Here is a 25,664-nt window from a genome sequence, read left to right on the forward strand (position 1 = left end):
CGCGCAGATCATCGCATGGTCATTGTGGCGAAGGGCGCATCAGGCCGCAGCAAGACAGGCTCATATCAAACTGAAAACGCAACTGTAATGCTAGTTCTTGCGCAGCGCGTTCAGCAGCGCCGCGCCAAGCGCGCCGGGCTGTTCCTTGCCTGCAGGGGCGGCTGATTTGGGGCCGCGTCCCGATTGGGGTCTGGGCCCCCGCTCTTTCTGCGCGTCGCGTGCCGGGGCGCCGCCGTCCTTGCGCATGGTCAGGCCGATGCGTTTGCGCGGCACATCAACCTCGGTCACGCGGACCTTGACCACTTGGCCTACCTTCACAACCTCATTCGGGTCTTTGACAAAACGATCGGCCAGCTGGCTGATGTGCACAAGCCCGTCCTGATGCACACCGATATCGACGAAAGCACCAAAGGCCGCCACGTTGGTCACCGTCCCCTCCAGCACCATGCCGGGACGCAGATCGGTGATCTCTTCGACACCTTCGGCAAAGCTTGCCGTGACAAAGCTTGGCCGTGGGTCACGACCGGGCTTTTCCAGCTCGGACAGGATATCGCGGATGGTGGGCAGGCCGAAATGATCATCGACAAAGGTCTCGGCCCGGATTCCCTTCAGCGCCTCGCCATTGCCCATGATCTGGCGGATGTCCCGACCGCAGGCAGCGACGATGCGGCGCGCGACGCCATAAGCCTCGGGGTGGACGGCAGAGGCATCGAGCGGCTCTTTTCCGTCGCGAATGCGCAGGAATCCGGCACATTGTTCAAAGGCGCGCGGGCCCAGGCCGCCGACCTTTTTCAGCGCGGCGCGCGACGGGAACGGTCCTTGCGCGTCACGATGCGCGACAATCGCCTGTGCCAGTGACGGGCCCAGGCCGGCCACATGGGCAAGCAGCGGCGCAGAGGCAGTGTTCAGGTCGACGCCGACCGCGTTCACCGCATCCTCGACCACGGCCTCAAGCGTCCGGGCAAGCTGGCGCTGGTCGACGTCATGCTGATATTGGCCGACCCCGATCGATTCGGGGGGCACCTTGACCAGTTCGGCCAAGGGGTCCTGCAGGCGCCGGGCAATCGAGACCGCACCGCGCAGCGACACATCAAGTTCGGGAAACTCTTTCGCAGCCAGTTCCGAGGCGGAATAGACCGAGGCCCCAGCTTCGGAAACGATCACCTTGACCGGAGCCTTGACCCCGGTGGGCAAACGTTTGAGCACATCGGCCACGAACCGCTCGGTCTCGCGGCTGGCAGTGCCATTACCGATTGCGATCAATTCGATCTTGTGGCGCAGGATGGCTGCGGCCAGCGCCGCCTCGGCCCCGCGCAGGTCGGATTTCGGCGGAAAGGGGTAAAGGGTCGCCGTCTCGACCAGCTTGCCGGTTCCGTCCACAGCAGCAAGCTTGACCCCGGTGCGGATGCCGGGATCAAGCCCGATGGTCGGACGCGGCCCGGCGGGCGAGGCCAGCAACAGATCCTTGAGATTGCGACCGAAAACCCGGATCGCTTCGGCATGGGCACGGGTGCGCAGCTCGGTCAAAAGGTCGATATACATGGTGTTGGACAGCCGTACACGCCAGCACCATCCAGCCACCTTGCGTAGCCACAGGTCGCCCGGCTGATCGCCCAGTCGGCCCAGAGCTGCGGCAACGATACCCTCGGCCCGCATTGTACCGGTCTCGGGCTCGGGCGCGATTCCGATGGTCAGGATTTCCTCTTTGGCGCCGCGCAGGATCGCCAGCGCCCTATGCGCCGGGATCGACGCCCATTTCTCGGCATGGTCAAAGTAGTCGCTGAACTTGGCACCGGCCTGCTCTTTGCCCGGCATCACCTTGGCAGAAATGATCGCCTCGGATTGCATGAACTCGCGCAACCGACCAAGAAGCGCCGCATTCTCGGACAGTTCCTCGACCAGAATGTCGCGCGCGCCATCAAGCGCCGCTTTCACATCCAGAACAGCCCCGGTCACATAGGCGGCGGCCAGCGCCTCAGGCGCAGTGGCGCGGTCCTCTTGAATGGCACGCAACAGCGGCTCCAGTCCGTTTTCGCGCGCGATCATCGCCTTGGTGCGTCGCTTGGGCTTGAAGGGCAGGTAGATATCTTCAAGCGTGGCCTTGCTTTCCGCTCCGGCGATGGCGCGGGCCAGATCATCGGTCAGCTTGCCCTGCCCCTTGATCGATTCCAAAATCGCCACCCGCCGCGCCTCAAGTTCGCGCAGATAGACCAGCCGTTCGGAAAGGGTACGCAGCTGTGTGTCGTCCAGCCCCCCCGTCACCTCTTTGCGGTAGCGGGCAACAAAGGGCACGGTAGCACCACCATCAAGAAGGGCCGCCGCCGCCATAACCTGTGCAGGGTTGGCGTTGATCTCGGCGGCTATGGTGCGGGCAATGCGATCGGTTGCGTCCACGGGCGGCATCCTCTGCTGACTGGAGCGCCGTCATAGCCAAAAGCCGCCGGCGTTCCAAGCATACCGTGGCAGCGTCTTCAGGACAGCCGCACCGCCCTGAGAGAGTGCCACAATGCTGGCAGCAACAGACTGCGAGCAGTCGATAAATATTTTTGCTCGTGAAAAGTTAAAATGATACGGGATAAAATCAGGCAGAGGCACGCAGGATCAGCTTGCCCTCAAGCCGCCGCAAAGGATTTGAGGGGCGCACTCCGTTCTCGATCATGCCGAAAAGCGTGTCGACGCTGTTTTCCGCAATTGATACATAGTCTTGTGCGACAGTGGTCAGGCCGGGGGCGGTAAAGCGGGCCATAGGATGGTCGTCATGACCCGCCACGCGCAGGGCGGTAGCCGCGCCGCGCCCTACCCTGAGCCCCTTTTCAAAGGCTGCGGCGATCAGGCCGATGGCGATACGATCATTGGCGCAAAGAACGGTATTGGTGGGCAGCCCATGTGCCGACAGCAGGCGCAGACCGGCGTCATAGCCCAGTTCCTCGAAATCCCATCGGGTCGACTCGACCGGGAAAACATGGGGCTGAAACCCCTGTTCTTCCATGGCACGGACATAGGCCTCACGTCGCTCACGGGCGTTGGTGTTAACGGCGGGCATGTCGAGAAAACAGGGTGGCTCGCCGCTGCGGCACAGGTAATCAACCATCAGACCAACGGTTTGAAAATTGTCGGTTCCGACAAAAATTTCATCTCCATTCATATGGTTGTCGAAAATCACCGTCGGGATATCAGCAGCGAGTTGATGAATGCGGTCCGAGGCAGAGCTGTCCCCAAGCGGTGCGATAACCGCCCCCGCGATGCGCAGGGAATAAAGCATCTCGATGGCGCTCAGCTCACGCTCGGTATCACCATGCGAGCACAGGACGATGGCCCAATAGCCGGCCTCGATGCAGCGGGTTTCGATCTGGCGCACGATTTCGGCATAGAACGGATCGACGATATGGGGGACAAGGATGCCGATATTCCTGGTCAGCTTGCGGTTCTGATTGATGGCAAAAAGGTTCGGGCGGTAACCGTAGCGGGCAATCGCCTCTTCGATCCTCTCACGAGTCGAACGCCGGACGCTGGACGGATCATTGAAATATTTCGAGATCGTCGGCCGAGAGATACCGCTGACGGCCGAGAACTCTTCCATATTCCTGATCTTCTGCTCTTCCATACAGCCCCCCTTGTCCGGCTTGACGCCGAAGCATTTTTTATCTCGCGTAAAGATTTAATTTGACAATATCATCCTGCGGACGATGCCAGTCAATAGCAGCCCCCTGCCCGTCGCAAACCTGATGGGCGGGGGCGTGTTTTCGCCACGGCGCACCCTCAGGGACAACAGGCAGCGACATAGTCCTGTGCCAACTTCTCGACTGCGGCCAGGACCAGATCGCGGGCGCGTGGTGGTAACCGGCCGGCCCGCACATCGGGATAAAGACCTCCCAGATATTGCGAGATCAGCGTTTCGGGCAAATCGACCCCCTCAAGCAGCGCGAAAAGCGCGCTCACGGCCTGTTCGGCAGCAGGCTGTGGCCAGTAATAGCGGATGCGGTCGCTATACGAAAAATGGCGCTGCAATGCGCGCTCGGCGTCAGAGCCGTGATAGTAGCGGTCCCAGTTGCCGGGGGCGTCAAGCATCACCTCTTCCATCACCTCGCGCAGACGGCGGAGGTGCCGGTCGGGGAACAGTTCGCCGGCGATGGCATCAAGACCGTAAAGCGCCTCGCGCAGCACAAAGGTCAACCCGGGCCCAACCTTAAGGATGGCAAAGCCATCCCGGACCAGCGCCCCCAATGCCCCGCGGGTCTGGTAATCGGTTGAATGCGCCTCGTACACCAGCCCGGGCATCCGGGCCAGCGCGGCGCTAAGATCACGCGCAGCCTCGGGGTCATAATCGACAACATTGTGGTTGCCGAACTCGACCCCCGGCTGGACCACCAGACCGATAACGCGGGCGAAAGCATCATCCTGACCGGCATCGGCAAAGGCCTGACGGTGCACCTGAAAGGTGGTCAGCGCCGCCTCGGGACTGGTGACCTCCAGCGTTTCGATTTCCTCCATCGCACCGCCCGGGATCGGGACTTCGGTGCCGATGATATAGACCGGGGCAATACCGTCCTGGGGACGCGCGGCCTCGGCTGCGGCTGCCAGCCGCGCGGCACGGGCGGCGGTAGTGGCGTCATCCAACGCCACCGGCTCACCCGCACAACCCATCGAGCAGTCGAGATGCAGCTTGGTAAAACCGGCGGCAGCAAAGGCGCGGATCATCACCTCGGCCTTTTCCATCGCCTGATCCGCAGGAAGGCTCTTCCAGGGGTTCGGGCCCAGATGATCACCGCCAAGGATCAGCCGCTGCAACGGGAAACCTACGCGCGCCGCGATCTCTTCGACAAAGCGGCGAAAATCGGCGGGGGTCATGCCGGTATAGCCGCCGTCCTGATTGACCTGGTTGCAGGTCGCCTCGATCAGCAGCGGCAGGGGCGTTGGCAGGGTACAGCGCATCGCGGCCTCGATCGCCATCGCATGGGCGGTGCAGATCGAAGGGATGCCCGAGGGGCCGGGGCGATAACGCCATCCGGCAATGGATTTCAGGGGGTTGTCGGTCATGTCTCAGCCTTTCCGTTCCGCAAGCAGCGCATCGAGTTCGGCACGGGTCGAGGTGCCCTCCATCGGGCCCAGCCGGGTGACGGCGCGGGCTCCGGCGGCATTGGCCAGATCAAGGGCCTGCGAGGGCTCTGCCCCCGCCAGCCACAGGCTGAGGAAGGCACCACCGAAAGTGTCGCCCGCCCCGGTCGGATCAACCTCATCCACCGGGAGCGGCGCAGCGTCGAGCCTAAGACCCTGCTGAAACAGGCTTGCACCAAGCGCGCCGCGTTTCACGACCACGGTGCGGATGCCGCGACCCAGCAGCGAGGCGATCACCGCCGCCTCATCCCGGGCGGGATCGAACAAAAACAGCTCTTCCCCCGAGGGCATGAACAGGTCGGTCATCGCCAGCACCACATCCAGCGCCTCGCGCATGCCGGGCGCGTTCAACAGCTCTGGCCGCAGGTTCGGATCAAACGAGATGGTACCGCCCCGCGCCTTGATACGCTGCGCCGCATCCATCACCATCGCCCCAAGCTCCGGCGCCGAAAAGGCCGAGCCCATGACGTGCAGATGGGTGCAGCTGTCGATCAGCGCCCCGGATGCCGGGGTCGGTCGCAGCTTGCCGCAGGCCGAATGGCGGATGTTATAGACAAAGGCGCGGCTGCCGTCCTCGCGGTATCGAACGAAGGCGCTGCCGGTGCTTTCGCCCGGCGCGATCTCGATCCCCGAGACATCGACGCCATCTGCCGCAAGCCGCCTGATATTCACCTGTCCGAAATCGTCATCGCCGACGCGCGAGACGATGGCACAGGCAGTACCCATCTTGCCGACCTGGTCGATAAAGATCGCCGGAGCGCCCGAGGGGAACGGCCCGACCAGCGGCTGTGCCTCAAGAAATCCGTTGCCGCGGGTGGTGGCGACGATCTCGACCAGAACCTCGCCGATTGTAAGAACCTTAACCATCTTTACCCCTGCCGCCGCTTGGCGCGCACGTCCAGCCAGACCGCAATCAGGATCACCAGACCCTTGACGATAAGCTGATAGAAATAGGGCACGGACAGCATGTTCATGCCGTTGTTCATCACCCCGATGATCAGCGCGCCGATCAGCGTCCCGACCATGGTGCCGACACCGCCGGCAAGACTGGTGCCCCCCAGAACCGCCGCCGCGATGGCGTCAAGTTCATAGCTCATGCCCGCATTGGTCTGGGCCGAGTAAAGGCGAGAGGAAAGCAGGATCCCCGAGATCGCCGCCATGACGCCCGAAAGGGTAAAGATGGCGATCTTGAGCCGGTCGACCTTGATGCCGGAATAAAGCGCCGCCTCGCGGTTGCCGCCGGTCAGATATGTACGACGGCCAAAGGTCGTGCGCGACAGCAGGACATGGTTGAAAATGAACAGGACCCCGACAATCCAGATGATGATCGGGATGCCTGCCAGCCGGTCGCTGCCGATGGCTGTCCATGACGCGTCCGAGATCATCGCCGGCGCACCGTTAGTCGGCAGGCTGACAAAGCCACGATAGATGCCCATGGTCGCGACGGTCACGATGAACGAGGGCAGAGCCAGCTTGGCGGTCAACACCCCGTTGATCAGTCCCATCAGGGCCCCGGCCGCCAGTGTGAACAACAGCGCAGGAACAAAGCCCACGCCAAAGGCCAGCGCCTGTGCACCAGCCATCCCCGCAACGGCGATGATCGAGCCGATGGAAAGGTCGATTTCCCCCAGCAGGATCACCCAGGTCATGCCAAAGGCCGCAATCGCGACCACCGCTACCTGTTGCAGGATGTTGGTCAGGTTTGCGACCGTCATGAAACGTTCGTTCAGCAGCGTGAAGATCACGCAAAGCAGCACCAGCGACACAAGAATGCCGCCGTATTGATGCAGCGCCACGACAAGCTGCTGCCTGCCCGCGCGGGGTGTATTATCGGTCGTCTGGGTCATTGATGGGTTCCCGTTGCATGGGCCATGACGCGTTCGGGCGTCAGTTCGCTGCGCGCCAGCGTTGCCTTAAGGGCGCCTTCGGACATGATGGCGATGCGATCCGCGAGCCCCAGCACCTCGGGCAGTTCCGAGGACACCAAAAGGATCGCCGTTCCTTCGGCGGCCAGTTCGCGGATGATGCGATAGATTTCGAATTTCGCCCCGACATCGACGCCGCGGGTCGGCTCATCAAGGATCAGGACGCGCGGACGGGTCAGCAGCCATTTCGCCAGCACGATCTTTTGCTGGTTCCCACCCGACAAGGTGCCGGCAATGGTGTTAAGCGAACTGGTCCGGATGGCGAGGCGCCTTACCTCATCCAGCGCCGCGCGGCGTTCACGACCAAAGCGCAGAAAACCCGCGCTGCCTGCAAATTGCGGCAAGGCCGCCATCGAGATGTTCGGACGCACCGCCGCACCAAGGACCAGGCCTTCTTCCTTGCGGTTTTCGGTGACAAAGCCGATGCCTGCGGCAATGGCCTCGGCCGGGGAGCCGATGCGGGCAGGCTTGCCCCCAAGCAGGACCTGTCCCGTATGCGCGCCCATGCCAAACAGGGCCTTCATCACCTCGGACCGGCCCGAGCCGATCAGGCCGAAAAAGCCCAGGATCTCACCGGGGCGAACGTCAAAGCTGATCTCGCGAAAGCCTGGACCGCTCAGCCCCTGCACCTCAAGCGCGGGCGCAACCTCGGGTCCGGGCGCAGGGGCAAGGCGCGGCGGATAGATCTCATCCATACGGCGGCCGACCATCAGGGTGATCAGCTCTTCAATCGAGGTTTCGTCCCGCTGACGCGTTGCTACATAGGCGCCATCGCGAATGACCGTAATGTCATCAGAGAGGCGCATGATCTCTTCCATCCGGTGCGAGATATAAAGGATCGCCGTCCCCCGCGCCTTGAGACGGTCAATGATGCGAAACAGGATCTCGGCCTCGGAATCCGACAGGGACGAGGTCGGCTCATCGAGGATCAGAACCTTGGCAGGACGGCTAAGGCCCTTGGCGATTTCAACCAGCTGGCGCTGCGCAATCGAAAGCCGGCCGACCTTGGCGTCAACATCGACCGGCAGCCCCAGATCGCGGACCAGCTCGGCCGCCCGCGCCCGCAGTTCGCGGTCGTTAATGAAACCCAGACGCGAGGGCTCGTGCATGGCCATGATGTTTTCGGCCACGGTCAGGTTGTTGCACAGGCTGAGTTCCTGAAACACGATGGCGATACCCTGGGCCGCCGCATCGCGCGGGCTTTGAGGCTGGTAGGGCCGGCCTTCCAGCCGCATCTCACCACCCGAGGGCGGATGCACCCCGACCAGTATCTTCATCAGGGTCGATTTCCCGGCCCCATTCTCGCCCAGAATAGTGTGGACACGGCCGGGCTGCACCTCAAGCCGCATGGACTTCAGTGCCTCGACCGGGCCGAAACGCTTGCTGACGTCGCGCATCGACAGCACGACGGGCGTAGCCTCGCTCATCCTCTTGCCCTCCAGGGGAAAGCGCGGGGCAAGGCCATAAGGCCGCGCCCCGCGCTGCTGGCTTATTTCCTGGTGTAAACGCCGGGCACGATGGGCTGTTCGGCCGGAACCTCTTTGCCCGCGATGACATCGACGGCGGTGTCGATCGCAGTCTTGCCCATCTCTTGCGGGAACTGCTGGATCACGCCGACCATGACCGGATTGGTGTCAACGGCGTTGCGGGCTTCTTCCATGCCGTCAAAGCCGATGACCTTGACCTGATCCTCAAGCCCGGCCGATTTGACCGCAACCGCCGCAGCAAGCGCAGCGTCATCGCCAAAACCAAAGATTCCGGTGATCTCGGGGTTCGCTTGCAGCATATTCTGGGACACGGCCAAAGCTTCGGCGCGGGTGATGCCGGTTTGCTGTGCGACAATTTCGATCTCGGGGTGGGACTCGAGCGCCTTCTTAAAGCCTTCGACCCGGGCGACGACCGATTGCACGGTCGGATAGTCGATGATCGCAACCTTGCCCTTGCCGCCCAGAACCTCGGCCATCAGCTCACCAGCTTTGACGCCGCCGGTGTAGTTGTCGGTGCCGATATGCGAGGTCACCTTGGCCTCGGCTGCGGGGACGTCCACGGTCACGACCTTGATGCCGGCCGCGTCGGCCTTGGCAATCGCCGCCGCCACGCCCTGGCTGTCCACGGGCGAAATCACGATGACATCGACGCCCTTGACGATAAAATCCTCGACATCCGCAAGCTGTTTGTTCAGGTCCTGGTTAGCGATGCTGACTTCCAGGGCCACGCCTTTGGCCTTGGCCTCGGCCTTCATCGCATCGGCCAGCTCGATATAGAACGGATGCTGCTGGGTCAGCAGCGAGGCGCCGATGCCGTCAGCGAATGCAGCGCCACCCATGGTCAGGGCAACAGTGGTCAACAGCGCCGGGAGCGCTTTCTTGAAGGTCATGGAATCCTCCCAGGATCTCGCATTTCGAGGAGAGTTAGGTCGGCACGCCCGACTGTCCACCGAGGCTCCTCCCCACGGCGGTTCAGGGAAAGTTAGGCAAATAATTTACGCGTGTCAAATTTAAAGTTTGTTCGCGGTGATGCTGATAAAAATTTCCGCGCATCCATCTGATTCATCATCATAATCTGCCCGGGACAGGCATTGGATCGCGCCAAACCACCCGCACCTTCCATTCTGCTCAGCGCTCGCGCATAAGAACCCATAGCAGATAGAATCCACCGCATAGTCCGGTCATCGTGCCGATGGGCAGCATCAGCCCAAAGGGCGCACGCTGGCTTAAAAGATCCGCCGCCATCAGCAGACAAGCCCCGGTCAGCGCGCCCGAGATCAGCGGCACCTCCGCCACGCGCGTCAGGCGTCGTGCGATCTGCGGCCCAGCCAGCGCGATAAAGGCGATGGGCCCGGCGCTGGCGGTCGCAACTGCCGTAAGCCCCACCGCCGCAATGACCAGCATCGCCCGGTTGCGCGCAATATTCACGCCAAGCTGCACGGCCATTTCATCACCCAGCTCCATGATTGCAAGACGGCGCGCGTTCAGCACCAATGGCGGCACGAACAGCGCAAGCCCTGCAGCGACGGGCCAGACATGCGCCCAGCCACGCGCGTTCAGCGAACCGGCAAGCCAGATCTGAGCCGACATAGCCCGATCAAGATTACCCATCACCATCAGCAGGTTATTGACGCCCGTCATCACTGCACCAATGCCGATACCGATCAGGATCAGCCGATAACCACCACCCGTGCCGCCGCGGCCACCGCGCGACAAAGCCAGTACCACCAGCGCTGTCGCCAGTCCCGCACCCACCGCAGCAGAAGCAACCTGAAAAGCCCCGGCATTGAACAGGATAATCTGCAAAAGCGCACCAGTCGCCGCGCCGGTGGTGAAACCGATCACGTCAGGGGAACCCAGCGCATTGCGCGACAGCGACTGAAACACCGCCCCCGCCATGCCAAGCGAAGCACCGACCAGCGCACCAGTCAGCACCCGAGGCAGGCGAATACCGTGCAGGACACGGGCAACCTTAGGCTCGGCAGATAGGCCGGCCAGCCCCTCGACCACCTGTATCGGGGATAAGGCCATGGTGCCGGTCCCAAGCAGCAGCAGCCCCAGCATCAGGCAGGCGGATGCAAGCACCACACAGACCGCAACGGCACGCGGTCGCCACAAAGTCGACAGGCGGCCAAGCCGCAGCAAACGGGCGCCGGGCAGAATCATAGACGCGCCACACGAAAGCGCCGCACGATATGGATAAAGAACGGTGCGCCAAGAATGGCCGCGACTATCCCGGCCGCCACCTCGGCAGGAGCGGCAACGACACGGCCGATGATATCTGCCCCGAGCAGCACCGCTGCCGCGAAAAGCGCCGACAGCGGCAGCACCCGGCGATTGTCTGGCCCGGCAAGCGCACGGGCGATATGTGGTGCGACCAACCCGACAAATCCAATCGGGCCGGCAGCGGCGGTTGCCGCCCCGGCAAGGATCATTACCGACACGCAGGCAAGCGCCCAGAACCGTGATGCACGCAGCCCCAGTGCCCGGCCCGCGTCGTGCCCCAACGCCATGGCGTTCAGCCCCGGCGCAAGAATTAATGCCAGTGCGCCCCCCAAGGCCAGCGCGCCGCCCATGGTCAGGGCGACCGCCCAGCCCCGTCCGTCAAGCGCACCAGAACCCCAGTTGCGAAACAGGTCCAGCACCTCAAGCCCCGAGTTCAGAATTACCAGATTAGCCGCCGCGCCGAGCAGGACCGAGACCCCCGCCCCCGCCAGCACCAGCCTGACCGGATCGGTCCCGCTTTCATGGGCGCGTCCCAGCAGGAACACCGCGCCCCCCGCAAGCCCTGCACCCAGAACGCCGAACCAGACATATTGCGCCATCTGCGTCAGCCCAAAGCCTGAGGCGCCAAGGACCACCGCAATGGCCGCGCCGGCATTGACGCCCAGCAGGCCCGGCTCGGCCAGGGGGTTGCGCGTCACAGCCTGCATGACCGCCCCGGCCAGTCCCAGCGCCGCCCCGGCAAAGATCGCCAGCAACATGCGTGGCAGGCGTAGTTCGCGCACCACCAGATGCAGGTCATTGCCCGGATCCGAGTCAACCAACGCCCACACCACCTGCGCCACCGGCACGGGGCGTGAGCCGATGGCAAGGCTCGCCATCGCCAATAGGGTCAGCACAGCAAGCCCCACCGCATATTGCCTGCCGGCGGGCGAGGAATGCACAAGTGGCCTCATTTGCGAAAATAGGGCGCGACCGTCTCGATAATCTGCAGGGCCGAGTAATAATCGACCCGGAACGAATGCGGCCCCAGCGGATACACCCTCCCTTCACGCACCGCAGGCAGGTTCGCCAGCACCGGATCGGCGATGAACTCTTGCACCGTCCTTTCGGTCCCGTTCAGCAGAAAGACGCTGTCTCCGGCAATCGCGGCGGACAGGTTCTCATGCGAGACGAAATCGAAATCTGCCGAACGCGAAACCTCGCCACGCATCACCTGCGGCAGACCGGCAATGGAAAAGCCAAGCGCCTTAAGGACACGCGCCTGCGGGCTGTCGGGTGTGCTGACCGCATAGGTGCCCGCAAAGTTGTAAGAAACGATGCTGGCATCACCCGCAGGCAAGACCAGTCCCGCCCGCGTTTCGGCCGCCTGTCGGGCAAAATCCCCGGTCACGCGGGCGGCATCCTTTTCATGCCCGGTGGCACGGCCAAGGGTGCGTGCCAGATCCTCCCACCCGTCATTTGCGTAATCCAGCACAACCACCGGCACATTCTGCGCCCGGAGCTGTTCAAGATAGGGCAGGATATTGTCGCCCCCTGTCGATGAGGCGACGACAAGGTCCGGCTCCTGCAGCATCAGCGCCTCGATGTCGAAATCAAGGTTCGGATACAGGACCTCGACCCCGCGCTGGTCAGCCACCGCCGCCCATTGCAGGAAAAAGCCCTTATCGTCAGTCAAAGGCCCAATCAAAGCCGATGCGGTCGCAGCAAGCGGTGCATCAATGGCCAGCAGGATGCCGGTCAGGCTGGGCGAGGTCGAAACGATATGCTGCGGAGGTTCGGCAATGGTCACCTCTCCCAATGCGTCGGTGATCTTGCGCGGCCAGCCCTCGGCGTACGCCACGGCGGGCAGGACAAACGCAAGGATCAGCGGGACCAGACGGATGAGCATGGGTTTTCCTCAGATCGGAAGTTCAGCGTCATCAAGGTCTTCCAGCCGCAGGCCGCGCCGACGGATCTCGGCATATTCGCGCAGCCTGATCCGGTCGATCTCTGAGCTGCTGGAGCCATGCTTCCAATAGCCGAAGACCCGTACATCGTCGCGACCAAGTCCGAGAGCACGGAAATGGTTGCGAAACTCACGCATCTCCTGCCGCTCGCCCGCAGCCCAAAGGGTCCAGCCCCCGGGCGCAGAGATCGCCTGCCGGGCGGCAGCAAAAAGCGCGCCGGTAGTGCCGGCCGGACGGGCGCGGCGGATCAAATGATAATCAAGTCCCGCAAGGCGCGGCAGTTCCTCGAACGCTGCAGGATCAGAGGTCTCGATCCACAGGCTGCCGGAAACACCATCCGGCCACGCATCAAGGATGGCGAAAACGGCGGGGATCGCAGTTTCATCAGCAAAGATCGCCACGCGCTTACCGGGTGCAAAGCCGGGAACAAGGTGCTGGCGCGGGCCGATCATATGGACCCTTGTGCCGGGTCCTGCAGCCCGCAGCCAACGCATCGCAGGACTGTCGTCGTCATGGATCACGAAGTCGATTTCGACCATGCCGGAACGCGGGTCAAAGCTGCGGATCGTGTAGATGCGCGAGACCGGGCGTTGCCCCTCGGGGGTCTCGACTTCGATGCGGACGGCTACATTTGCGGCACCCCAGGCCTGTGGATCATGCGCATCAATCCGACCCACCACCCGCGCGACCGAGGGAAAGGGGCAGAGGATCGCGACCACCTCAAGCGTGACGCGGTCCATGTCACGCATGTGATCTGGCTGCGCAAGCAGACCTTCGGGGTCTTCGACGGATTCGGGGTTCAGGCTGGCCATGGCATCCTTTCCGCCCGGGGTCGGGCGCGGGTCTGAAAAGCAGGGATGGCTGATCGCCGGACCGGTCTCTGGCGCAATGGCTGAAACCATATTGCAGAGCATATTCCGCAATGCAATACACATGCCGCAAAGAAACACCCCCAACGGAGACGCGGGAATGTCCTACCGCCTGCACGCCGATGCGGTCACGCTGCGCTATCAGGCGCAGCCGGTGTCGGAAAATCTGTCGCTGGCGATCCCGGACGGATCATTCACCGCCATCGTCGGCCCGAATGCCTGCGGCAAGTCGACACTGCTGCGCGCGCTGGCCCGGCTGCTGACCCCGGATGCCGGGCAGGTGGTTCTGGACGGCAAGGCGATTCTCAGCCTGCCGACGCGCGAAGTGGCGCGGCGATTGGGCCTTTTGCCCCAGTCACCGACCGCACCCGATGGGCTGACAGTGGCCGAACTGGTCGCGCGCGGGCGTTTCCCGCATCAGGGCTTTTTGCAGCAATGGTCGCCGGGGGACGAAACCGCCGTTCGCGCCGCACTGGACATGACCGGCACACTATCGCTCGCCGCGCGCCCGGTGGCCGAACTTTCGGGGGGTCAGCGCCAGCGGGTCTGGATCGCCATGGTGCTGGCACAAGAGACCGGGATTTTGCTGCTGGACGAACCGACAACCTATCTGGACATCGTACATCAGGTCGAGTTGCTGGACCTTCTGGCCCGGCTGAACACGCAGGGCCGCACCGTGGTCGCGGTGCTGCACGAGCTGAACCTGGCCTTTCGCTATGCCTCGCATCTGGTGGCGATGAAGGATGGCGCGGTGGTGGCCGAGGGCGCGCCCGAAAACATCGTCTCCGAGGCGATGATCGAGCAGGTCTTTGGCCTTGCCGCGCTGGTTCAGGCCGATCCGCTGACCGGGCGGCCAATGGTCATTCCGCGCCCGCGCGACTGATCAGTCAAAGGCGCTTTGCCCACCGGTGGCGCGGTTGATAAGCCGCGCTGCATCACGCAGCGCCACACTGGCATGGGGCGAATCAAGCTTACCCAGATTGCCCGCCGTGGTGACGACGCAGATCAGCTCCCCCTGTGCATCAAGGATCGGGGCCGCCTGCCCGGTCACATTGGACAAAAGATGGCTCGTCAGCTCGGCCCAGCCCTCGCTGCGGATACGGTTGATCACCGCCTTGCCGGGCGGAGTGCCGCGGAAACTCACAGGCTGCAAGCGCCGCGCCGCCTCGATCTGCGCGCGGGGCAGAAAGGCCTGGAATACCAGCCCGCAGGCGGTGTTATCGACCGGCAGCACATCGCCAAGGCTGATCGCGGTAATCGCGAAATGGGCGCTGCGAAACCAGCGCACGATGGTCGGGCCGCGCTCGGTCCAGATGCAGACCCCGGCGCTAAGCCCATGGTTCTCGGTCAGTTGTTTCATCTGCGAGCCCGCGATCTCGACCGCGTCGATACGGCGCAACGCGGCAACGCCAAGACTTAGCGAGGCCGGGCCAAGGTCATAGCGGCTGGAGACCGGATCCTGCACCGCCAGCCCTTCTTTGACGAGGCTTTGCATATAACGATGCGCGGTCGAACGGCTGGTGCGCGACAGCTGGGCGATCTCGGTCAGGGCAAGCGACCGTTCGGCCCCGGCAAGAATGTTGAGAAACCGCATCGCAACCGAGATCGACTGGATCGTCCCCGACCGTTTCTGCCGCGAGAGCTTCGCATCCTTATCAAGGAAAGGCTCGAACTCCACCATCGGATGTTTCTCCTGTGCTCGCGGCTGGTACCCATGACAGGCACGTGACAGCCGCGCAACACTAGCGCGCCGAGCAGCCATTAGCAAAGTGCCCGGCATATGGCCGATTGACATGCAGAACGCATTGCGCAATGTGGAACAGGAAATGCCAGCGAGTTCCCCGCGCCAGCCAGCACAACGCGACCAGCCGAGGAACCAATGTCCCACAGATATCGCCACCGCCAGCTGACGCAAACAGTCAGTCTGGTCACGCTTATTGCCGCAGCACCCCTTTGCGCGCAGGAGGCGCCTTCCGACACCATCACGCTCGACACCATCGTCATCACCGGCGACAACATCACTCGCGACCTGAAAGAGACCGCAAGCTCAGTCTCGGTGGTGACCTCGGGTGAGATCGAAAAGGAAAAGGCCGGCAAGACCGAGATTCGAAGTGTGATCGCCGGCACACCCAACGTGATCTATACCGACAATGTCAGCACGCCGGTCATTCGCGGACAGGACGCGCAGGGACCGCATACCGGGGCAAATGCATTCTTTGCCGGATCGGTGCCGCGGGCGACGATCAACCTGGACGGCCATTACCTAAGCTATAATGAACTGTATTTTGGCGCGACCTCGACCTGGGATGTGGATAGTGTCGAGGTGTTCCGGGGGCCGCAGACCACCTCGCAAGGCGCCAATGCCATCGCCGGGGCGATCATCGTCAACACCAAGAACCCAAGCTTTACCCCCGAGGGCGCCTATCGGCTGGAGGGCGGCGACTACAATCAACGTGCGGCCTCGTTCATGTGGTCAGGTCCGCTGAGCGAAGAGTTGGCCGCCCGTATCTCGCTGGATTATTCGGCACGCGACACTTTCATCGACTATGTCGGCTCGAACTTCATCCAAAACGACATCGGGCAGGACTTCCTGAACGCGAATGCGCGGTTAAAGCTGCTGTGGCAACCGGCCGGCCTGCCGGGCCTGTCGGCCAGGCTGACCTACAGTCACAGCCGGATGAAGCGCCCCAGCGCCGAGGGCGCGGCCGAGCCCTATGACAAGCTGCAATCCATCACCACCTGGATGCCAGGCTGGGATCAGACCACTGACACGGCAATCCTTGATGTCGATTACGACCTGGGCAACGGGATCAGCGTCAGCAGCAAGACGCAATATTCGACCTCGGATGTCGAACGCCGCGTCGGCACCCCGACCATGGGGGATGCCAATGTCTCACAGGACAATTACTCAAACGAAAGCAAGCTGACCTTCGGTATGCCCGAAGATAAGGTCAGCGGCGTCGCAGGTGTCTATGTCGCTTTCACCGATCAGGACGAGTGGCTGAACCAAGGGGGCATCTCGACCTTCCGCGACAAGAAATCCAACCTTGGCCTTTATGGTGAACTGAACTGGCGGCTGGACGAACGCTGGACGCTGTCGGCGGGGCTGCGCTACCAGCGCGACCATATCCGCCGTCAGGGCGACGTCTCGCCGCTATTTGCCAAAAGCGACGTAGATTACGATGAAACTTTCGACGTTTTCCTGCCCAAGCTGTCGCTGACCTATGAGGTCACACCAGACTGGAACGTCGGCGCGCTGATCAGCAAGGGCTACAACCCCGGCGGCGTATCGCTGGACTTTGGCTATTCGAAAGAATGGACCAAATTCGACGCCGAGACCGTCTGGAACTATGAGCTCTTTACCCGCGCCGAGTTGATGGAGGGGCGGCTGATGCTGACCGGCAACCTCTTCTACATGGATTACAGCAACGCCCAGCACAACATCGCCCATCTGGTCGATGGCGTGACCTATCTGCAAACGGTCAACGCACAGGACGCCCGCGCCTATGGGCTGGAACTGGGTGCCGACTGGCGCGCAACCGATGCGCTGACCCTGCGCGGCAGCCTTGGCTTGCTGCATACCGAGTTTGAGCGTTTCGATCAGATTCCCGCCTATGAGGGTAATGAATTCGCCCGTGCGCCCGGCAGGATGCTGACCCTCGGCGCAAGCTGGGACGCGACCGACCGGCTGAACCTTGGCGGACAGCTACGCTATGTCGACGGCTATTACTCGAACACCGCCAATACTCCGGCATTCGAGGTTGATGGCTATACCCTTGTCGATCTGAACGCGAGCTGGCGGATCAACGACAAGGTCGAGCTTTACGGCTATGTCAACAACCTCTTTGACGAACGCACACCCACCTTGCTCGAAGCGGCACGTGGCAATACGGTTTTTACTCAGGCCAGCATGACCTCGCCCCGCATGGTCGGTATCGGCATTCGCGGCACCTTCTAGGCGACCGCGTGACAGAGCCGGGCCGGCGCCGTCGTGGCGCCGGCTTTCTTTGACCAGGCGGGAGGAATAATGCGCCGGCCAAGACTTTGCATCGGCATGTCCGTGTCTCGCCCACATGGCTTGGCAACCCTGCCGTCGCAGAGACCTCGACGCGGGCAACAATGGATCTGACCCCGAAATCTCATTCCTTGTCCTGCCCGGCAGTGCGCTGGAAAAGGCCGCGCTGGCACGCAGCGGCAATGTGATCCGGCTGTTTCTGGCTGATCGGGGATATCTTGAAAATGGCCAGCTTGCCCCGTGCAGCCAGCCGGAGGCGGCGATCCACGACCTCGCGCAGGTAGTGGCCCGTGTCATGCGCGTCATTCGCGACGGCCAGGTCGAAATGGTCCGGGGTACCGTCATCCCGATGCCAGAGCAGTCGATTCTGATCCACCCGGACACATCGGGCGCGGTCGGACTGGCCCGGCGCCTGCGTGAAGGCATCACCACGGGCGATGTGACCATTGCGCCCCTGACCCGCCACATTCCGGGCCCCTGAACCCCAATGAAAGAAAGACGACAATGGCATTTTCGGACTACAAGACAGCATTGCTGACAGGCACTTCGGGCGCCGCCGCGTGCGGGTGATCTGGATCAGCCCCGAGCGGGTCGAGCCCGATATCTTTGCCCATGCCGAAAAGATTCCTCCGGCCGAAGCAAGATCTCTGTGTCGATAATGCCTCCAGACGGCGCCGAGGTGACGTAAGGAAGCGGCGCCGTCGCTGACTTTGGACAGCCCCTTTTTCGATTCTGGCCATGAGATCCCCTGTTGCAGCTCTGACTGCTCAGCTGATCACAGTACTGGCTGTCACACGGACCCACCTGTAGCCCGTTACTTCCAGATATCTGATGCCAGAATATGTAATTAATATCATTTATTTGCACATTTATCCGCCCCTTGGGAAAACCCCTTGGGAAATAAGCCAAAGCCCACCTCTGTTTCACAAGCGGTAAACCCGCCGTGAAGACGGAAACCCAGCGCCCGACAGGACGTTATTGCACCGTTGTAGACAGTGGCGAGTACGGGGCCGGCCCGCGTTACCGGCGACCAGAGATAAACAAGCTCCAGCGTCAAAACTGCTGGCCGGACAATCTGGTTTGCCGAGACTTTACTGACCCTGACCCGACTGCTGCACAGCATCAGGATGGCTGGGGCAAACCCATATCCAGCGCCCGGGCAACTCCAACCTGACGTTATTCGCGCCGATATGGTTCGGGCCGCGTTTCGACAAGTGGCAGCCCGGCATCCGCCCAGGCATCCACCCCGCCCGAAAACCAGCCCAGATTGGTATAGCCCAGCGCCGCAATCCGTTTGGTCGCATTCCAGCTGAGCCAGCAATCCAGCTTGCAGAACAGGATCAGCCCCGCTTCGCGATTGCCGCCCGTAATGCGCTGCAGGCTCGCGTCCAGATAATCGCTCTGCCATGGCTCCAGCTGGCCCCATCCGACCACCGGAAGCCAGTGCGCACCGGGCAGCGAAAGATGCCGCTCGGGCATGATCCATTCTCCGTCATCGCCGATCTCAAAGATGCGCGCACCCATGACATCGACGGGCGTCCAGCCCCTGGCGACCAGCGCCTGAACCTCGGCAATATCCAGCGTCCGCGCACCGGGCGCTGTATCAGGCACGGGGGCGCGATAACTGTCGATCCGGTAGCCGTCACTACCGAACAGCGCCTTTGGCTCAGCCAAAGCGGCCAAAGGAAAAAGCCCCGCCAGAAGCAGGAGAAATGCCCCGATTCTGGGGCGAAACGGCAGGGTCCGGCCCCTGCGCGGCATGTGCAATACGACCATGGCACAATTTACCCTCTCTCGATCTCAAGGAAATTTGACCAGGACAGAGCACACACCGGATATGCGCGAAGGACTTTGGAACATGACCAGCAGGATAAGCAAGATATTTCCTCTTGCCCTATCACTCGCATTCTGGGCGCCGATGGCGCTAGGCCATGGTGACACCGCCCCGCAGGCAGTCGACACCACTGGTCTGCCCGAATTGCCGGCCGAGATGGCGACCCAAAACCCTTGGCGCGAAGCCGAAGGAGAGGTCCTGTTCAAGGCAGTAGAAATCGGTGCCAAAGGATTTAACAGCAACTGCGCCCGCTGCCACGGGCTGGAGGCGATTTCGGGCGGGCTTGCGCCGGACCTGCGCTTTCTTGAGGCCAGTGAATATGGTGATGAGTGGTTTTTGGACCGCATCCTGCACGGCTATGAACAGAATGGCGCGGTCAAGATGCCGCCTTTCGAAGGCATCCTGAACCAGCAAGCGATCTGGGCGATCCGTACCTATATCGAGACCCGCCCCGATGCCGATGCGATAGCCGGGAAAAGCACCGAGATCGCTGCGCTTTACGACAAGGTCAAAGCACTGCCCCCGGATGCGGGCGAGGATCAGATCGCCGCGCTTGCCCAGGAGTTGGAGACCGCCGGCAGCGGCTTTGAGGCACTCTCGGGCGCGCCGCGCACTGTGACCGTGCTGGATCAGGCGGCACATATCCTGCGCAGCGGGGCTTCGCACGCACCTGCCGCCGCCGAGCTGATCCAGAGCGTTCTGAGGAAATAGGGCATGGCGCTGTTGACGGACATCCTGCCCGGCGCGGCCTCTCCGCCCCTGCTGACCGGCAAAACCGGACCGGCGGCCGTGGGGGGCGACGCGTTCGACAGCGGCATGTGGCCGTCACACAGGCAGGAATTTCTGGGCGATCCGGCGGTCTGGCGCAATGACCCGGCCGTCACCGTCCTTGCGCCGGGCGCGGCCGAGGATTCCAGCCATGTCCCCTTTCTGATCGACGCAACCGCCGTCACCCGGCCAATCCGGCGCATCGTCGTCACCATCGACTACAGCCCCTTTCCCAAGGCCATCGTCTTTCACCCCGGGCGCGCCCTGCCCTTGTTGGGCTTTGGCGTGAAATACGAGGTCGGTGGGGCCCTGCGCGCCTCGGCCGAGACCGGGGCCGGTGAATGGCTGGTTGGTGCGGCCTATGTCAGCGCGCTTGGCGGCGGCTGCAGCGCCCCCGCCGCCGCGCATCAACGCCCCGACTGGCAAGAAGGGTTTGGCGAATTGCGCGCCCGGCTCTGGCCTGAAACCGGGCGTCTGCGGATGCGGCTGCGCCACCCGCAGGACACCGGCCTTGCCGACGGCATTCCGGCCCATCACCTGACCGAGCTTGCGCTGCTTGATGCCTCGGGGGCGGAAATCGCCACGCTTGAGCTGCATGAGCCGTTAGAGGAAAATCCGGCGCTGACCTTTCTGTTGCCCCCCGATCTGGCGCGCGGACCGGTCATTATCCATGCCCGCGACAATCTGGGATACACCTTCGAAGGCAAGGTGGAGGCCACGCCATGACAGCGTTGTCCCGACGTGCCCTTCTGGCTGGATCCGCTGCGCTTGTCCTGCAGCGACGCGCCTTTGCCCAGCCGCGCAGCTACGGCCTGCAACCCTTTGAGGTCGCGGACGGCATCTGGATGATCGAGGGCCGGCGCGAGGTCTTCAGCCGCGAAAACGGCGGCGATATCGTCAATATCGCGCTGCTCGCGACGGATCAGGGTGCGATCATCGTCGACAGCGGCTCGACCGTCGCCATGGGGACCGAGATCCGCGCCTTTGCCGAACAGCGGCTGGGCGGACTGGCGGCGACGATCAACACCCATCACCACCCTGACCATTGGTTCGGCAACGCGGCCCTGGCCGACCGCCCGTTGCTGGCACTGGCAGAGACCGCCGCGACCTGCCGCGAATACGCCCAGGATTATGCCGAGACGCTGTATTCGATCCTTGGCAGTTGGATTTCCGGCACGCGCACGACGCCAGCGACCGGCAATATCGACCCTGGCACAAGCCAGATCGGGGGGCGGGCGCTGCGGATGATCCCGCTTGCCGGTCACACCTCGGCCGACCTTGCCATCCTTGATGAGGCGACCGGTGTGCTGATTGCCGGGGATCTGGTGTTTCTCGACCGGGCACCAAGCCTGCCTGACGCGGATTTCGCGACCTGGCTTGCGTCGCTGGATCAGCTTGAGGGGCTGGGCAGCGCCGGGGTGGTGCCAGGTCATGGCAGCTATCACCGCACAGGCGAAGGGATCACGCAGACCCGCGCCTATTTACAGGTCACGCGCGAACGACTGCGGATGGCTGCCGAACTGGGCCTGACGCCGGTTGAAACGATGGCTGCCGGCCCTGCCCCCGAATTCGCCGGGCTGGGAGCCAATCCCGAAGAATACCTGCGCTCGGTCGTGCGTCGCTTTGGCGACCTTGAAACCGGGGCTCTGCCGGTCATCGGCAGCGCCTGAAGCTTGGACGGACAAGGCACCCGACGCGGGCAACCCCGTCGTTCATGTATAGGAGGAGACTGCATGAATCGCTTTTTGAAACTGACCTCGGCCAGCGTCCTGGCCCTGACCTGCACAGTGGCGCTGGCGCTGGCCGAAACCAGCCCCGTCACGTGGGAGGACATCCTGAACGATGCCGAAACCACCGATGACGTCCTGATGTACGGGATGGGGGTCAAGGCGCAGCGTTTTTCGTCGCTTGACCAGATCAGCACCGAAACGGTCAAGCACCTGCGCCCGGCATGGTCTTTTTCCTTTGGGGATGAAAAGCAGCGCGGGCAGGAAACTCAGGCGCTGGTCCATGACGGGGTGATCTATGTCACCGGCTCATATTCCCGGATGTGGGCGCTGGACGCCAGGACCGGCAAACGGCTGTGGAAATTCGAGGCCCGCCTGCCCGAAGATATCCGCCCCTGCTGCGACGTGATCAACCGCGGCGCGGCGATCTATGGCGACAAGGTGTTCTTTGGCACGCTGGACGCCAGCATCTACGCGCTGAACAAGGACACCGGGAAAGTGGTCTGGCGTCAGAAGTTCGAGGACCACAAGATCGGCTATACGATGACCGGCGCTCCGACCATCGTGAAGGATAAAGAGACCGGGCGCGTCATGCTGATCCATGGCAGCTCGGGCGACGAATTCGGCGTGGTGGGCAAGCTTTATGCCCGCGATGTCGACACGGGCGAGGAAATCTGGATGCGGCCCTTTGTCGAAGGGCACAAGGGTACGCTGGCCGGGGCCGAAGGCACGGTCACCGGCGATCCTGCCGCGCCAAGCTGGCCCAACAATCCCGACGGAAGCAAGGTCGAAGCATGGAGCCACGGCGGCGGTGCGCCCTGGCAATCGGCAAGCTATGATCCCGAAACGAACACCATCATCGTCGGTGCCGGCAACCCCGCGCCGTGGAACACCTGGGCGCGCACGCCGGGCGACAGTCTCTATACCTCGGGACAGGCTTACGTCGATCCGACGAACGGCGAGCTGGTCGGCTTTTACCAGCACACCCCGAATGACGCCTGGGATTTCTCGGGCAACAACGAGATCATCCTGTTCGACTACAAGGACAAGGATGGCAACGTCCATCGCGCCGGGGCCCATGCCGACCGCAACGGCTTCTTCTATGTCACCGACATCGACGCCCTGTCCAAACGGGGCGGCGAGATCAACCGGCCGACGGCGCTGCTGAACGCCTTCCCCTTTGTCGACGGCATCACCTGGGCCAAGGGCATCGACCTTGAGACCGGCCGCCCGATCGAGGTCGAGGGCCAGCGCCCGCCCCTGCCCGCCGAGGGTGAAACCAAGGGCGCAAGCATCGAGGTCTCGCCTCCCTTCCTTGGCGGCAAGAACTGGAACCCGATGTCTTACAGCCCCAAGACCGGCCTGTTCTACGTCCCGGCCAACCACTGGACCGAGGATTACTGGACCGAGAACGTCACCTATCAGGCCGGTGCCGCCTATCTGGGTCAGGGCTTTCGCATCAAGCGGCTTTACGAAGACCATATCGGCACGCTGCGCGCCTTTGACCCGGCCACCGGCGAAAAGAAGTGGGAGCATAAAGAGGAATTCCCGCTTTGGGCCGGCACGCTGGCCACAGCAGGCGATCTGGTCTTTACCGGCACCTCGGACGGTTTTGTGAAAGCCTTCCACTCTGAGACCGGCGAAGAGCTGTGGAAGTTCAATACCGGCTCGGGCATCGTCTCGTCCCCGATCACCTGGGAAATGGACGGCAAGCAATATCTGGGCATCGCCTCGGGTTATGGCGGCGCGGTGCCGCTGTGGGGCGGCGACATGGCTACGCTGACCACTCAGGTCAGCCAGGGCGGCTCGTTCTGGGTGTTCGAGATCCCGGACGACCTGATGACCGCAACCAAGTAGCGCCGGGCTGAAACAGACGGACGGGCGGGCCTTGTCCCGCCCGGACCTTCACCCCCAGACCCAAGGGAACCAAGATGCTCAGAAGCCTGCCAATCCTTGCCGCACTGGCCCTTGCCTCGGGCGTGCATGTGGCCAATTCCGGACAGACCGGCGGCACATGGCCGGTCATCGTCGATGAGCCAGCCCCGCGCGAAGGATCGCTGGTCATCAATGGCTGCGAAATCGGCCCCGGCGCAGCCTGCCCCCGCGTTGACCTGAGCCATGCCGATCTGCGCGGGCTCAAGCTTAACGGCATCGACCTGAGGGGCGCCAATCTGATGCGCGCAAACCTTTTCGGGGCCGAGCTGAAAGGCGCGGACCTGACCGGCGCCGACCTGCGTGGGGCAAACCTGCAGATGGGACAGCTGCAGGGCGTAATCCTGCGCGATGCCGACCTGACCGGGGCCAATCTGGACTATACCCGGCTTTCGGGCGCCGACCTTTCAGGCGCGAACCTGACCGCCGCGACGCTGGAGGCCGCCATGGCCCCAAAATCGAAATTCGTCGGCGCACAGCTCATCGGCGCGAACCTGATGGAGACCAAGTTCTACAATGCCGATTTTGCCAATGCGGTGATGCAGGGGAACCACGCCCCCTATGCGATCTGGGAGGGGGTGCATATGGAGAACTGCACGGGATGCCCCGTGGACTGGTGATCCTGGTGTCAGCGGCTTTGGCCGCGGCACCCGCCCTGGGCTTTGACCCTGCAGCCGCGCTTGATGCCTGCCGGGGCGAAAGGGACGACGCCCAGCGACTTGCCTGCTATGACCGGCTGGCCGCGCGAAAGCCGGTCGTGGAACATCGCGGCGCGGGCAATCGCATTTTGCCGCTGTTCGACCTCAGCAAGCCGACGCGGCTGGTCTTTGAAAGCATGGATGCAATCATGGTGGTCTATCTGCTGGACGCATCGGGCGCGGTGATCCAGAATCTGCATCAGGCCGGGACCGGTTCGGGCTCGTTCCTGATCGAACGGCCGGGGCGCTATGGCATCCAGGTCAACGCCTCGGGCGGTTGGCTGATCCGACTGGAGGAACCGGGATGACAGTCGCCATACCTCGCGGGCACGCCGCCCGAAACAGACACGACCGACCTGCCAGTCACGGCAGCTATATGAGCGGAACCATGCAACAAGCCCAGCCCTGCCCGCCGACACCCCGGCCGCTGAACACTGCGCTGATCGTGGACGACCACCCGCTGTTTTGCGACGCGCTGTCGATGACGCTGACCGGCCCGGTCGGCATTGCCCGGGTCGAGGCTGTGGGCAGCCTTGCCGAGGCGCTGGATCGTATGACCTGCGAGCCCGTGCCCGATGTGATCGTTCTGGACCTGCACCTGCCCGATGTGAACGGGCTCGAAGGCGTCGTGCGCATGCGGCAGGCGGCGGCGGACCGCCCCATCATCGTGGTTTCGTCCATGGACGAGCGGCGGGTGGTGCGCGGCGCGCTACTGGCTGGCGTCAGCGCCTATGTGCCCAAACACGCCCCGCGCGAGGCATTCCGCGAGGCTTTTGATGCCATTGCCAGGGGCGAAGTGCATACAAGCCGCCTTGCGCTCGACAATGCCACCCCCAGCCTGGAAGAAGAGGCGCTGGCCCGGCTTGCCTCACTGACCCGCCAGCAGGCCCGCATCCTGCAACTGATCAGCGCGGGGCTTTTGAACAAGCAGATCGCGCATGAACTGTCGATCGCCGAAACCACGGTCAAGGCGCATGTCACCGCAATCATGCGCAAACTGCGCGTGCAGACCCGCACTCAGGCGGTGCTGTTTGCGCAAGACATCAGCTTCAACGCCATGACCACAGGATCAGAGATCACCGGCAATGACAGCGAAGAACTGAACCGTTAAGTTCAATCTCG

23 protein-coding genes are annotated in these 25,664 nt (G+C 63.0%); 10 read left to right on the top strand and 13 right to left on the bottom strand.

The genetic code is table 11. From position 1 onward, the window contains the following. Positions 1-90 precede the first annotated feature (90 nt). The 11 genes from M511_RS14365 to M511_RS14415 all read right to left on the bottom strand — a co-directional run bounded on the left by M511_RS14365 (position 91) and on the right by M511_RS14415 (position 13,511). Positions 91-2,403, bottom strand: a complete 2,313-nt coding sequence (locus M511_RS14365; RefSeq protein WP_240547646.1) for a Tex family protein — start codon at positions 2,401-2,403, stop codon at positions 91-93. A gap of 178 nt (positions 2,404-2,581) precedes the next feature. Further along, on the bottom strand, positions 2,582-3,604 hold the full coding sequence (locus M511_RS14370; RefSeq protein ID WP_029371677.1) for a LacI family DNA-binding transcriptional regulator: 1,023 nt from the start codon (positions 3,602-3,604) through the stop codon (positions 2,582-2,584). Positions 3,605-3,759: 155 nt separating this feature from the next. Next, positions 3,760-5,037 carry a D-tagatose-bisphosphate aldolase, class II, non-catalytic subunit gene (locus M511_RS14375; RefSeq protein WP_085502551.1) on the bottom strand — a complete coding sequence of 426 codons (1,278 nt, stop codon included), beginning with the start codon at positions 5,035-5,037 and terminating at the stop codon, positions 3,760-3,762. Positions 5,038-5,040: 3 nt separating this feature from the next. Beyond that, entirely contained in the window at positions 5,041-5,982 is a 942-nt protein-coding gene (locus M511_RS14380) for a tagatose kinase (RefSeq protein WP_085502552.1), read from the bottom strand. Positions 5,983-5,984: 2 nt separating this feature from the next. Then, complete coding sequence (locus M511_RS14385; RefSeq protein ID WP_010394450.1) at positions 5,985-6,962, bottom strand: ABC transporter permease; 978 nt, start codon at positions 6,960-6,962, stop codon at positions 5,985-5,987. Continuing rightward, positions 6,959-8,467, bottom strand: a complete 1,509-nt coding sequence (locus M511_RS14390) for a sugar ABC transporter ATP-binding protein (RefSeq protein WP_085502553.1) — start codon at positions 8,465-8,467, stop codon at positions 6,959-6,961. Before M511_RS14390 ends, M511_RS14385 begins: the two co-directional genes overlap by 4 nt. Before the next feature lie 62 nt (positions 8,468-8,529). Then, positions 8,530-9,417 carry a substrate-binding domain-containing protein gene (locus tag M511_RS14395; protein WP_085502554.1) on the bottom strand — a complete coding sequence of 296 codons (888 nt, stop codon included), beginning with the start codon at positions 9,415-9,417 and terminating at the stop codon, positions 8,530-8,532. Between the two features lie 238 nt (positions 9,418-9,655). Further along, positions 9,656-10,693, bottom strand: a complete 1,038-nt coding sequence (locus tag M511_RS14400; RefSeq protein ID WP_085502555.1) for a FecCD family ABC transporter permease — start codon at positions 10,691-10,693, stop codon at positions 9,656-9,658. Beyond that, a complete protein-coding gene (locus M511_RS14405) occupies positions 10,690-11,694 on the bottom strand; it encodes a FecCD family ABC transporter permease (protein ID WP_139824597.1) in 1,005 nt (334 codons plus the stop codon). The genes M511_RS14400 and M511_RS14405 overlap by 4 nt, the downstream gene beginning before the upstream one ends. Positions 11,695-11,702: 8 nt before the next feature. Next, the gene (gene fepB, locus M511_RS14410; RefSeq protein ID WP_010394445.1) at positions 11,703-12,641 is read right to left on the bottom strand and encodes a Fe2+-enterobactin ABC transporter substrate-binding protein; all 939 of its coding nucleotides are present in this window, start codon (positions 12,639-12,641) and stop codon (positions 11,703-11,705) included. A gap of 9 nt (positions 12,642-12,650) precedes the next feature. Continuing rightward, positions 12,651-13,511, bottom strand: a complete 861-nt coding sequence (locus M511_RS14415; protein ID WP_176224560.1) for a siderophore-interacting protein — start codon at positions 13,509-13,511, stop codon at positions 12,651-12,653. 157 nt (positions 13,512-13,668) lie between these two features. Here M511_RS14415 and M511_RS14420 point away from each other — a divergent pair, with 157 nt between their 5' ends. Then, entirely contained in the window at positions 13,669-14,451 is a 783-nt protein-coding gene (locus tag M511_RS14420; protein WP_010394443.1) for an ABC transporter ATP-binding protein, read from the top strand. Here the strand turns inward: M511_RS14420 and M511_RS14425 are convergent, their stop codons facing one another. Next, positions 14,452-15,249, bottom strand: a complete 798-nt coding sequence (locus tag M511_RS14425) for an IclR family transcriptional regulator (protein ID WP_010394441.1) — start codon at positions 15,247-15,249, stop codon at positions 14,452-14,454. It lies immediately after the preceding gene. Positions 15,250-15,447: 198 nt separating this feature from the next. Between M511_RS14425 and M511_RS14430 the strand changes: the two genes are divergently transcribed. Next, entirely contained in the window at positions 15,448-17,526 is a 2,079-nt protein-coding gene (locus M511_RS14430) for a TonB-dependent receptor (RefSeq protein WP_085502558.1), read from the top strand. 115 nt (positions 17,527-17,641) lie between these two features. Next, positions 17,642-18,064 carry a LamB/YcsF family protein gene (locus M511_RS14435; RefSeq protein ID WP_085502559.1) on the top strand — a complete coding sequence of 141 codons (423 nt, stop codon included), beginning with the start codon at positions 17,642-17,644 and terminating at the stop codon, positions 18,062-18,064. A 695-nt stretch (positions 18,065-18,759) separates the two neighbouring features. On the opposite strand, the gene M511_RS14440 is transcribed toward M511_RS14435, so the two are convergent. Beyond that, positions 18,760-19,359, bottom strand: a complete 600-nt coding sequence (locus tag M511_RS14440) for a rhodanese-like domain-containing protein (RefSeq protein ID WP_085502560.1) — start codon at positions 19,357-19,359, stop codon at positions 18,760-18,762. A gap of 82 nt (positions 19,360-19,441) precedes the next feature. On the opposite strand from M511_RS14440, the gene pedF reads away from it, so the two are divergent. The 7 genes from pedF (at position 19,442) to M511_RS14475 (ending at position 25,653) form a co-directional block, all read left to right on the top strand. Next, on the top strand, positions 19,442-20,128 hold the full coding sequence (pedF, locus tag M511_RS14445; protein WP_217809614.1) for a cytochrome c-550 PedF: 687 nt from the start codon (positions 19,442-19,444) through the stop codon (positions 20,126-20,128). 3 nt (positions 20,129-20,131) lie between these two features. Continuing rightward, the gene (locus M511_RS14450) at positions 20,132-20,911 is read left to right on the top strand and encodes a quinoprotein dehydrogenase-associated SoxYZ-like carrier (protein WP_085502562.1); all 780 of its coding nucleotides are present in this window, start codon (positions 20,132-20,134) and stop codon (positions 20,909-20,911) included. Next, positions 20,908-21,855: a quinoprotein relay system zinc metallohydrolase 1 gene (locus tag M511_RS14455; protein WP_010394426.1), complete on the top strand. Its 948-nt coding sequence runs from the start codon at positions 20,908-20,910 to the stop codon at positions 21,853-21,855. The genes M511_RS14450 and M511_RS14455 overlap by 4 nt, the downstream gene beginning before the upstream one ends. A 63-nt stretch (positions 21,856-21,918) precedes the next feature. Continuing rightward, positions 21,919-23,769, top strand: coding sequence for a PQQ-dependent methanol/ethanol family dehydrogenase (locus M511_RS14460; protein WP_139824598.1), 1,851 nt, complete (start codon positions 21,919-21,921; stop codon positions 23,767-23,769). Between the two features lie 74 nt (positions 23,770-23,843). Next, positions 23,844-24,464 (top strand): pentapeptide repeat-containing protein, encoded by a 621-nt coding sequence (locus M511_RS19540; RefSeq protein ID WP_010394422.1) that lies wholly within the window; start codon positions 23,844-23,846, stop codon positions 24,462-24,464. Beyond that, positions 24,446-24,850, top strand: a complete 405-nt coding sequence (locus tag M511_RS14470; RefSeq protein WP_085502563.1) for a hypothetical protein — start codon at positions 24,446-24,448, stop codon at positions 24,848-24,850. Before M511_RS19540 ends, M511_RS14470 begins: the two co-directional genes overlap by 19 nt. An 80-nt stretch (positions 24,851-24,930) precedes the next feature. Further along, positions 24,931-25,653: a response regulator gene (locus tag M511_RS14475; protein ID WP_085502580.1), complete on the top strand. Its 723-nt coding sequence runs from the start codon at positions 24,931-24,933 to the stop codon at positions 25,651-25,653. Positions 25,654-25,664: the final 11 nt, after the last annotated feature.

It is taken from the genome of Paracoccus sp. J56, assembly GCF_019633685.1.
In the GTDB taxonomy this organism is placed as follows: domain Bacteria; phylum Pseudomonadota; class Alphaproteobacteria; order Rhodobacterales; family Rhodobacteraceae; genus Paracoccus; species Paracoccus kondratievae.

Coding starts and splice junctions, on each gene's coding strand:
- M511_RS14430 (WP_085502558.1), top strand. CDS start 15,448: ATGTCCCACAGATATCGCCACCGCCAGCTGACGCAAACAGTCAGTCTG.
- M511_RS14415 (WP_176224560.1), bottom strand. CDS start 13,511: ATGGCCAGCCTGAACCCCGAATCCGTCGAAGACCCCGAAGGTCTGCTT.
- M511_RS14425 (WP_010394441.1), bottom strand. CDS start 15,249: ATGGTGGAGTTCGAGCCTTTCCTTGATAAGGATGCGAAGCTCTCGCGG.
- M511_RS14385 (WP_010394450.1), bottom strand. CDS start 6,962: ATGACCCAGACGACCGATAATACACCCCGCGCGGGCAGGCAGCAGCTT.
- M511_RS19540 (WP_010394422.1), top strand. CDS start 23,844: ATGCTCAGAAGCCTGCCAATCCTTGCCGCACTGGCCCTTGCCTCGGGC.
- pedF (WP_217809614.1), top strand. CDS start 19,442: ATGACCAGCAGGATAAGCAAGATATTTCCTCTTGCCCTATCACTCGCA.
- M511_RS14375 (WP_085502551.1), bottom strand. CDS start 5,037: ATGACCGACAACCCCCTGAAATCCATTGCCGGATGGCGTTATCGCCCC.
- M511_RS14450 (WP_085502562.1), top strand. CDS start 20,132: ATGGCGCTGTTGACGGACATCCTGCCCGGCGCGGCCTCTCCGCCCCTG.
- M511_RS14470 (WP_085502563.1), top strand. CDS start 24,446: ATGCCCCGTGGACTGGTGATCCTGGTGTCAGCGGCTTTGGCCGCGGCA.
- M511_RS14395 (WP_085502554.1), bottom strand. CDS start 9,417: ATGACCTTCAAGAAAGCGCTCCCGGCGCTGTTGACCACTGTTGCCCTG.
- M511_RS14460 (WP_139824598.1), top strand. CDS start 21,919: ATGAATCGCTTTTTGAAACTGACCTCGGCCAGCGTCCTGGCCCTGACC.
- M511_RS14365 (WP_240547646.1), bottom strand. CDS start 2,403: ATGCCGCCCGTGGACGCAACCGATCGCATTGCCCGCACCATAGCCGCC.
- M511_RS14400 (WP_085502555.1), bottom strand. CDS start 10,693: ATGATTCTGCCCGGCGCCCGTTTGCTGCGGCTTGGCCGCCTGTCGACT.
- M511_RS14475 (WP_085502580.1), top strand. CDS start 24,931: ATGCAACAAGCCCAGCCCTGCCCGCCGACACCCCGGCCGCTGAACACT.
- fepB (WP_010394445.1), bottom strand. CDS start 12,641: ATGCTCATCCGTCTGGTCCCGCTGATCCTTGCGTTTGTCCTGCCCGCC.
- M511_RS14435 (WP_085502559.1), top strand. CDS start 17,642: ATGGCTTGGCAACCCTGCCGTCGCAGAGACCTCGACGCGGGCAACAAT.
- M511_RS14455 (WP_010394426.1), top strand. CDS start 20,908: ATGACAGCGTTGTCCCGACGTGCCCTTCTGGCTGGATCCGCTGCGCTT.
- M511_RS14370 (WP_029371677.1), bottom strand. CDS start 3,604: ATGGAAGAGCAGAAGATCAGGAATATGGAAGAGTTCTCGGCCGTCAGC.
- M511_RS14440 (WP_085502560.1), bottom strand. CDS start 19,359: ATGGTCGTATTGCACATGCCGCGCAGGGGCCGGACCCTGCCGTTTCGC.
- M511_RS14420 (WP_010394443.1), top strand. CDS start 13,669: ATGTCCTACCGCCTGCACGCCGATGCGGTCACGCTGCGCTATCAGGCG.
- M511_RS14380 (WP_085502552.1), bottom strand. CDS start 5,982: ATGGTTAAGGTTCTTACAATCGGCGAGGTTCTGGTCGAGATCGTCGCC.
- M511_RS14390 (WP_085502553.1), bottom strand. CDS start 8,467: ATGAGCGAGGCTACGCCCGTCGTGCTGTCGATGCGCGACGTCAGCAAG.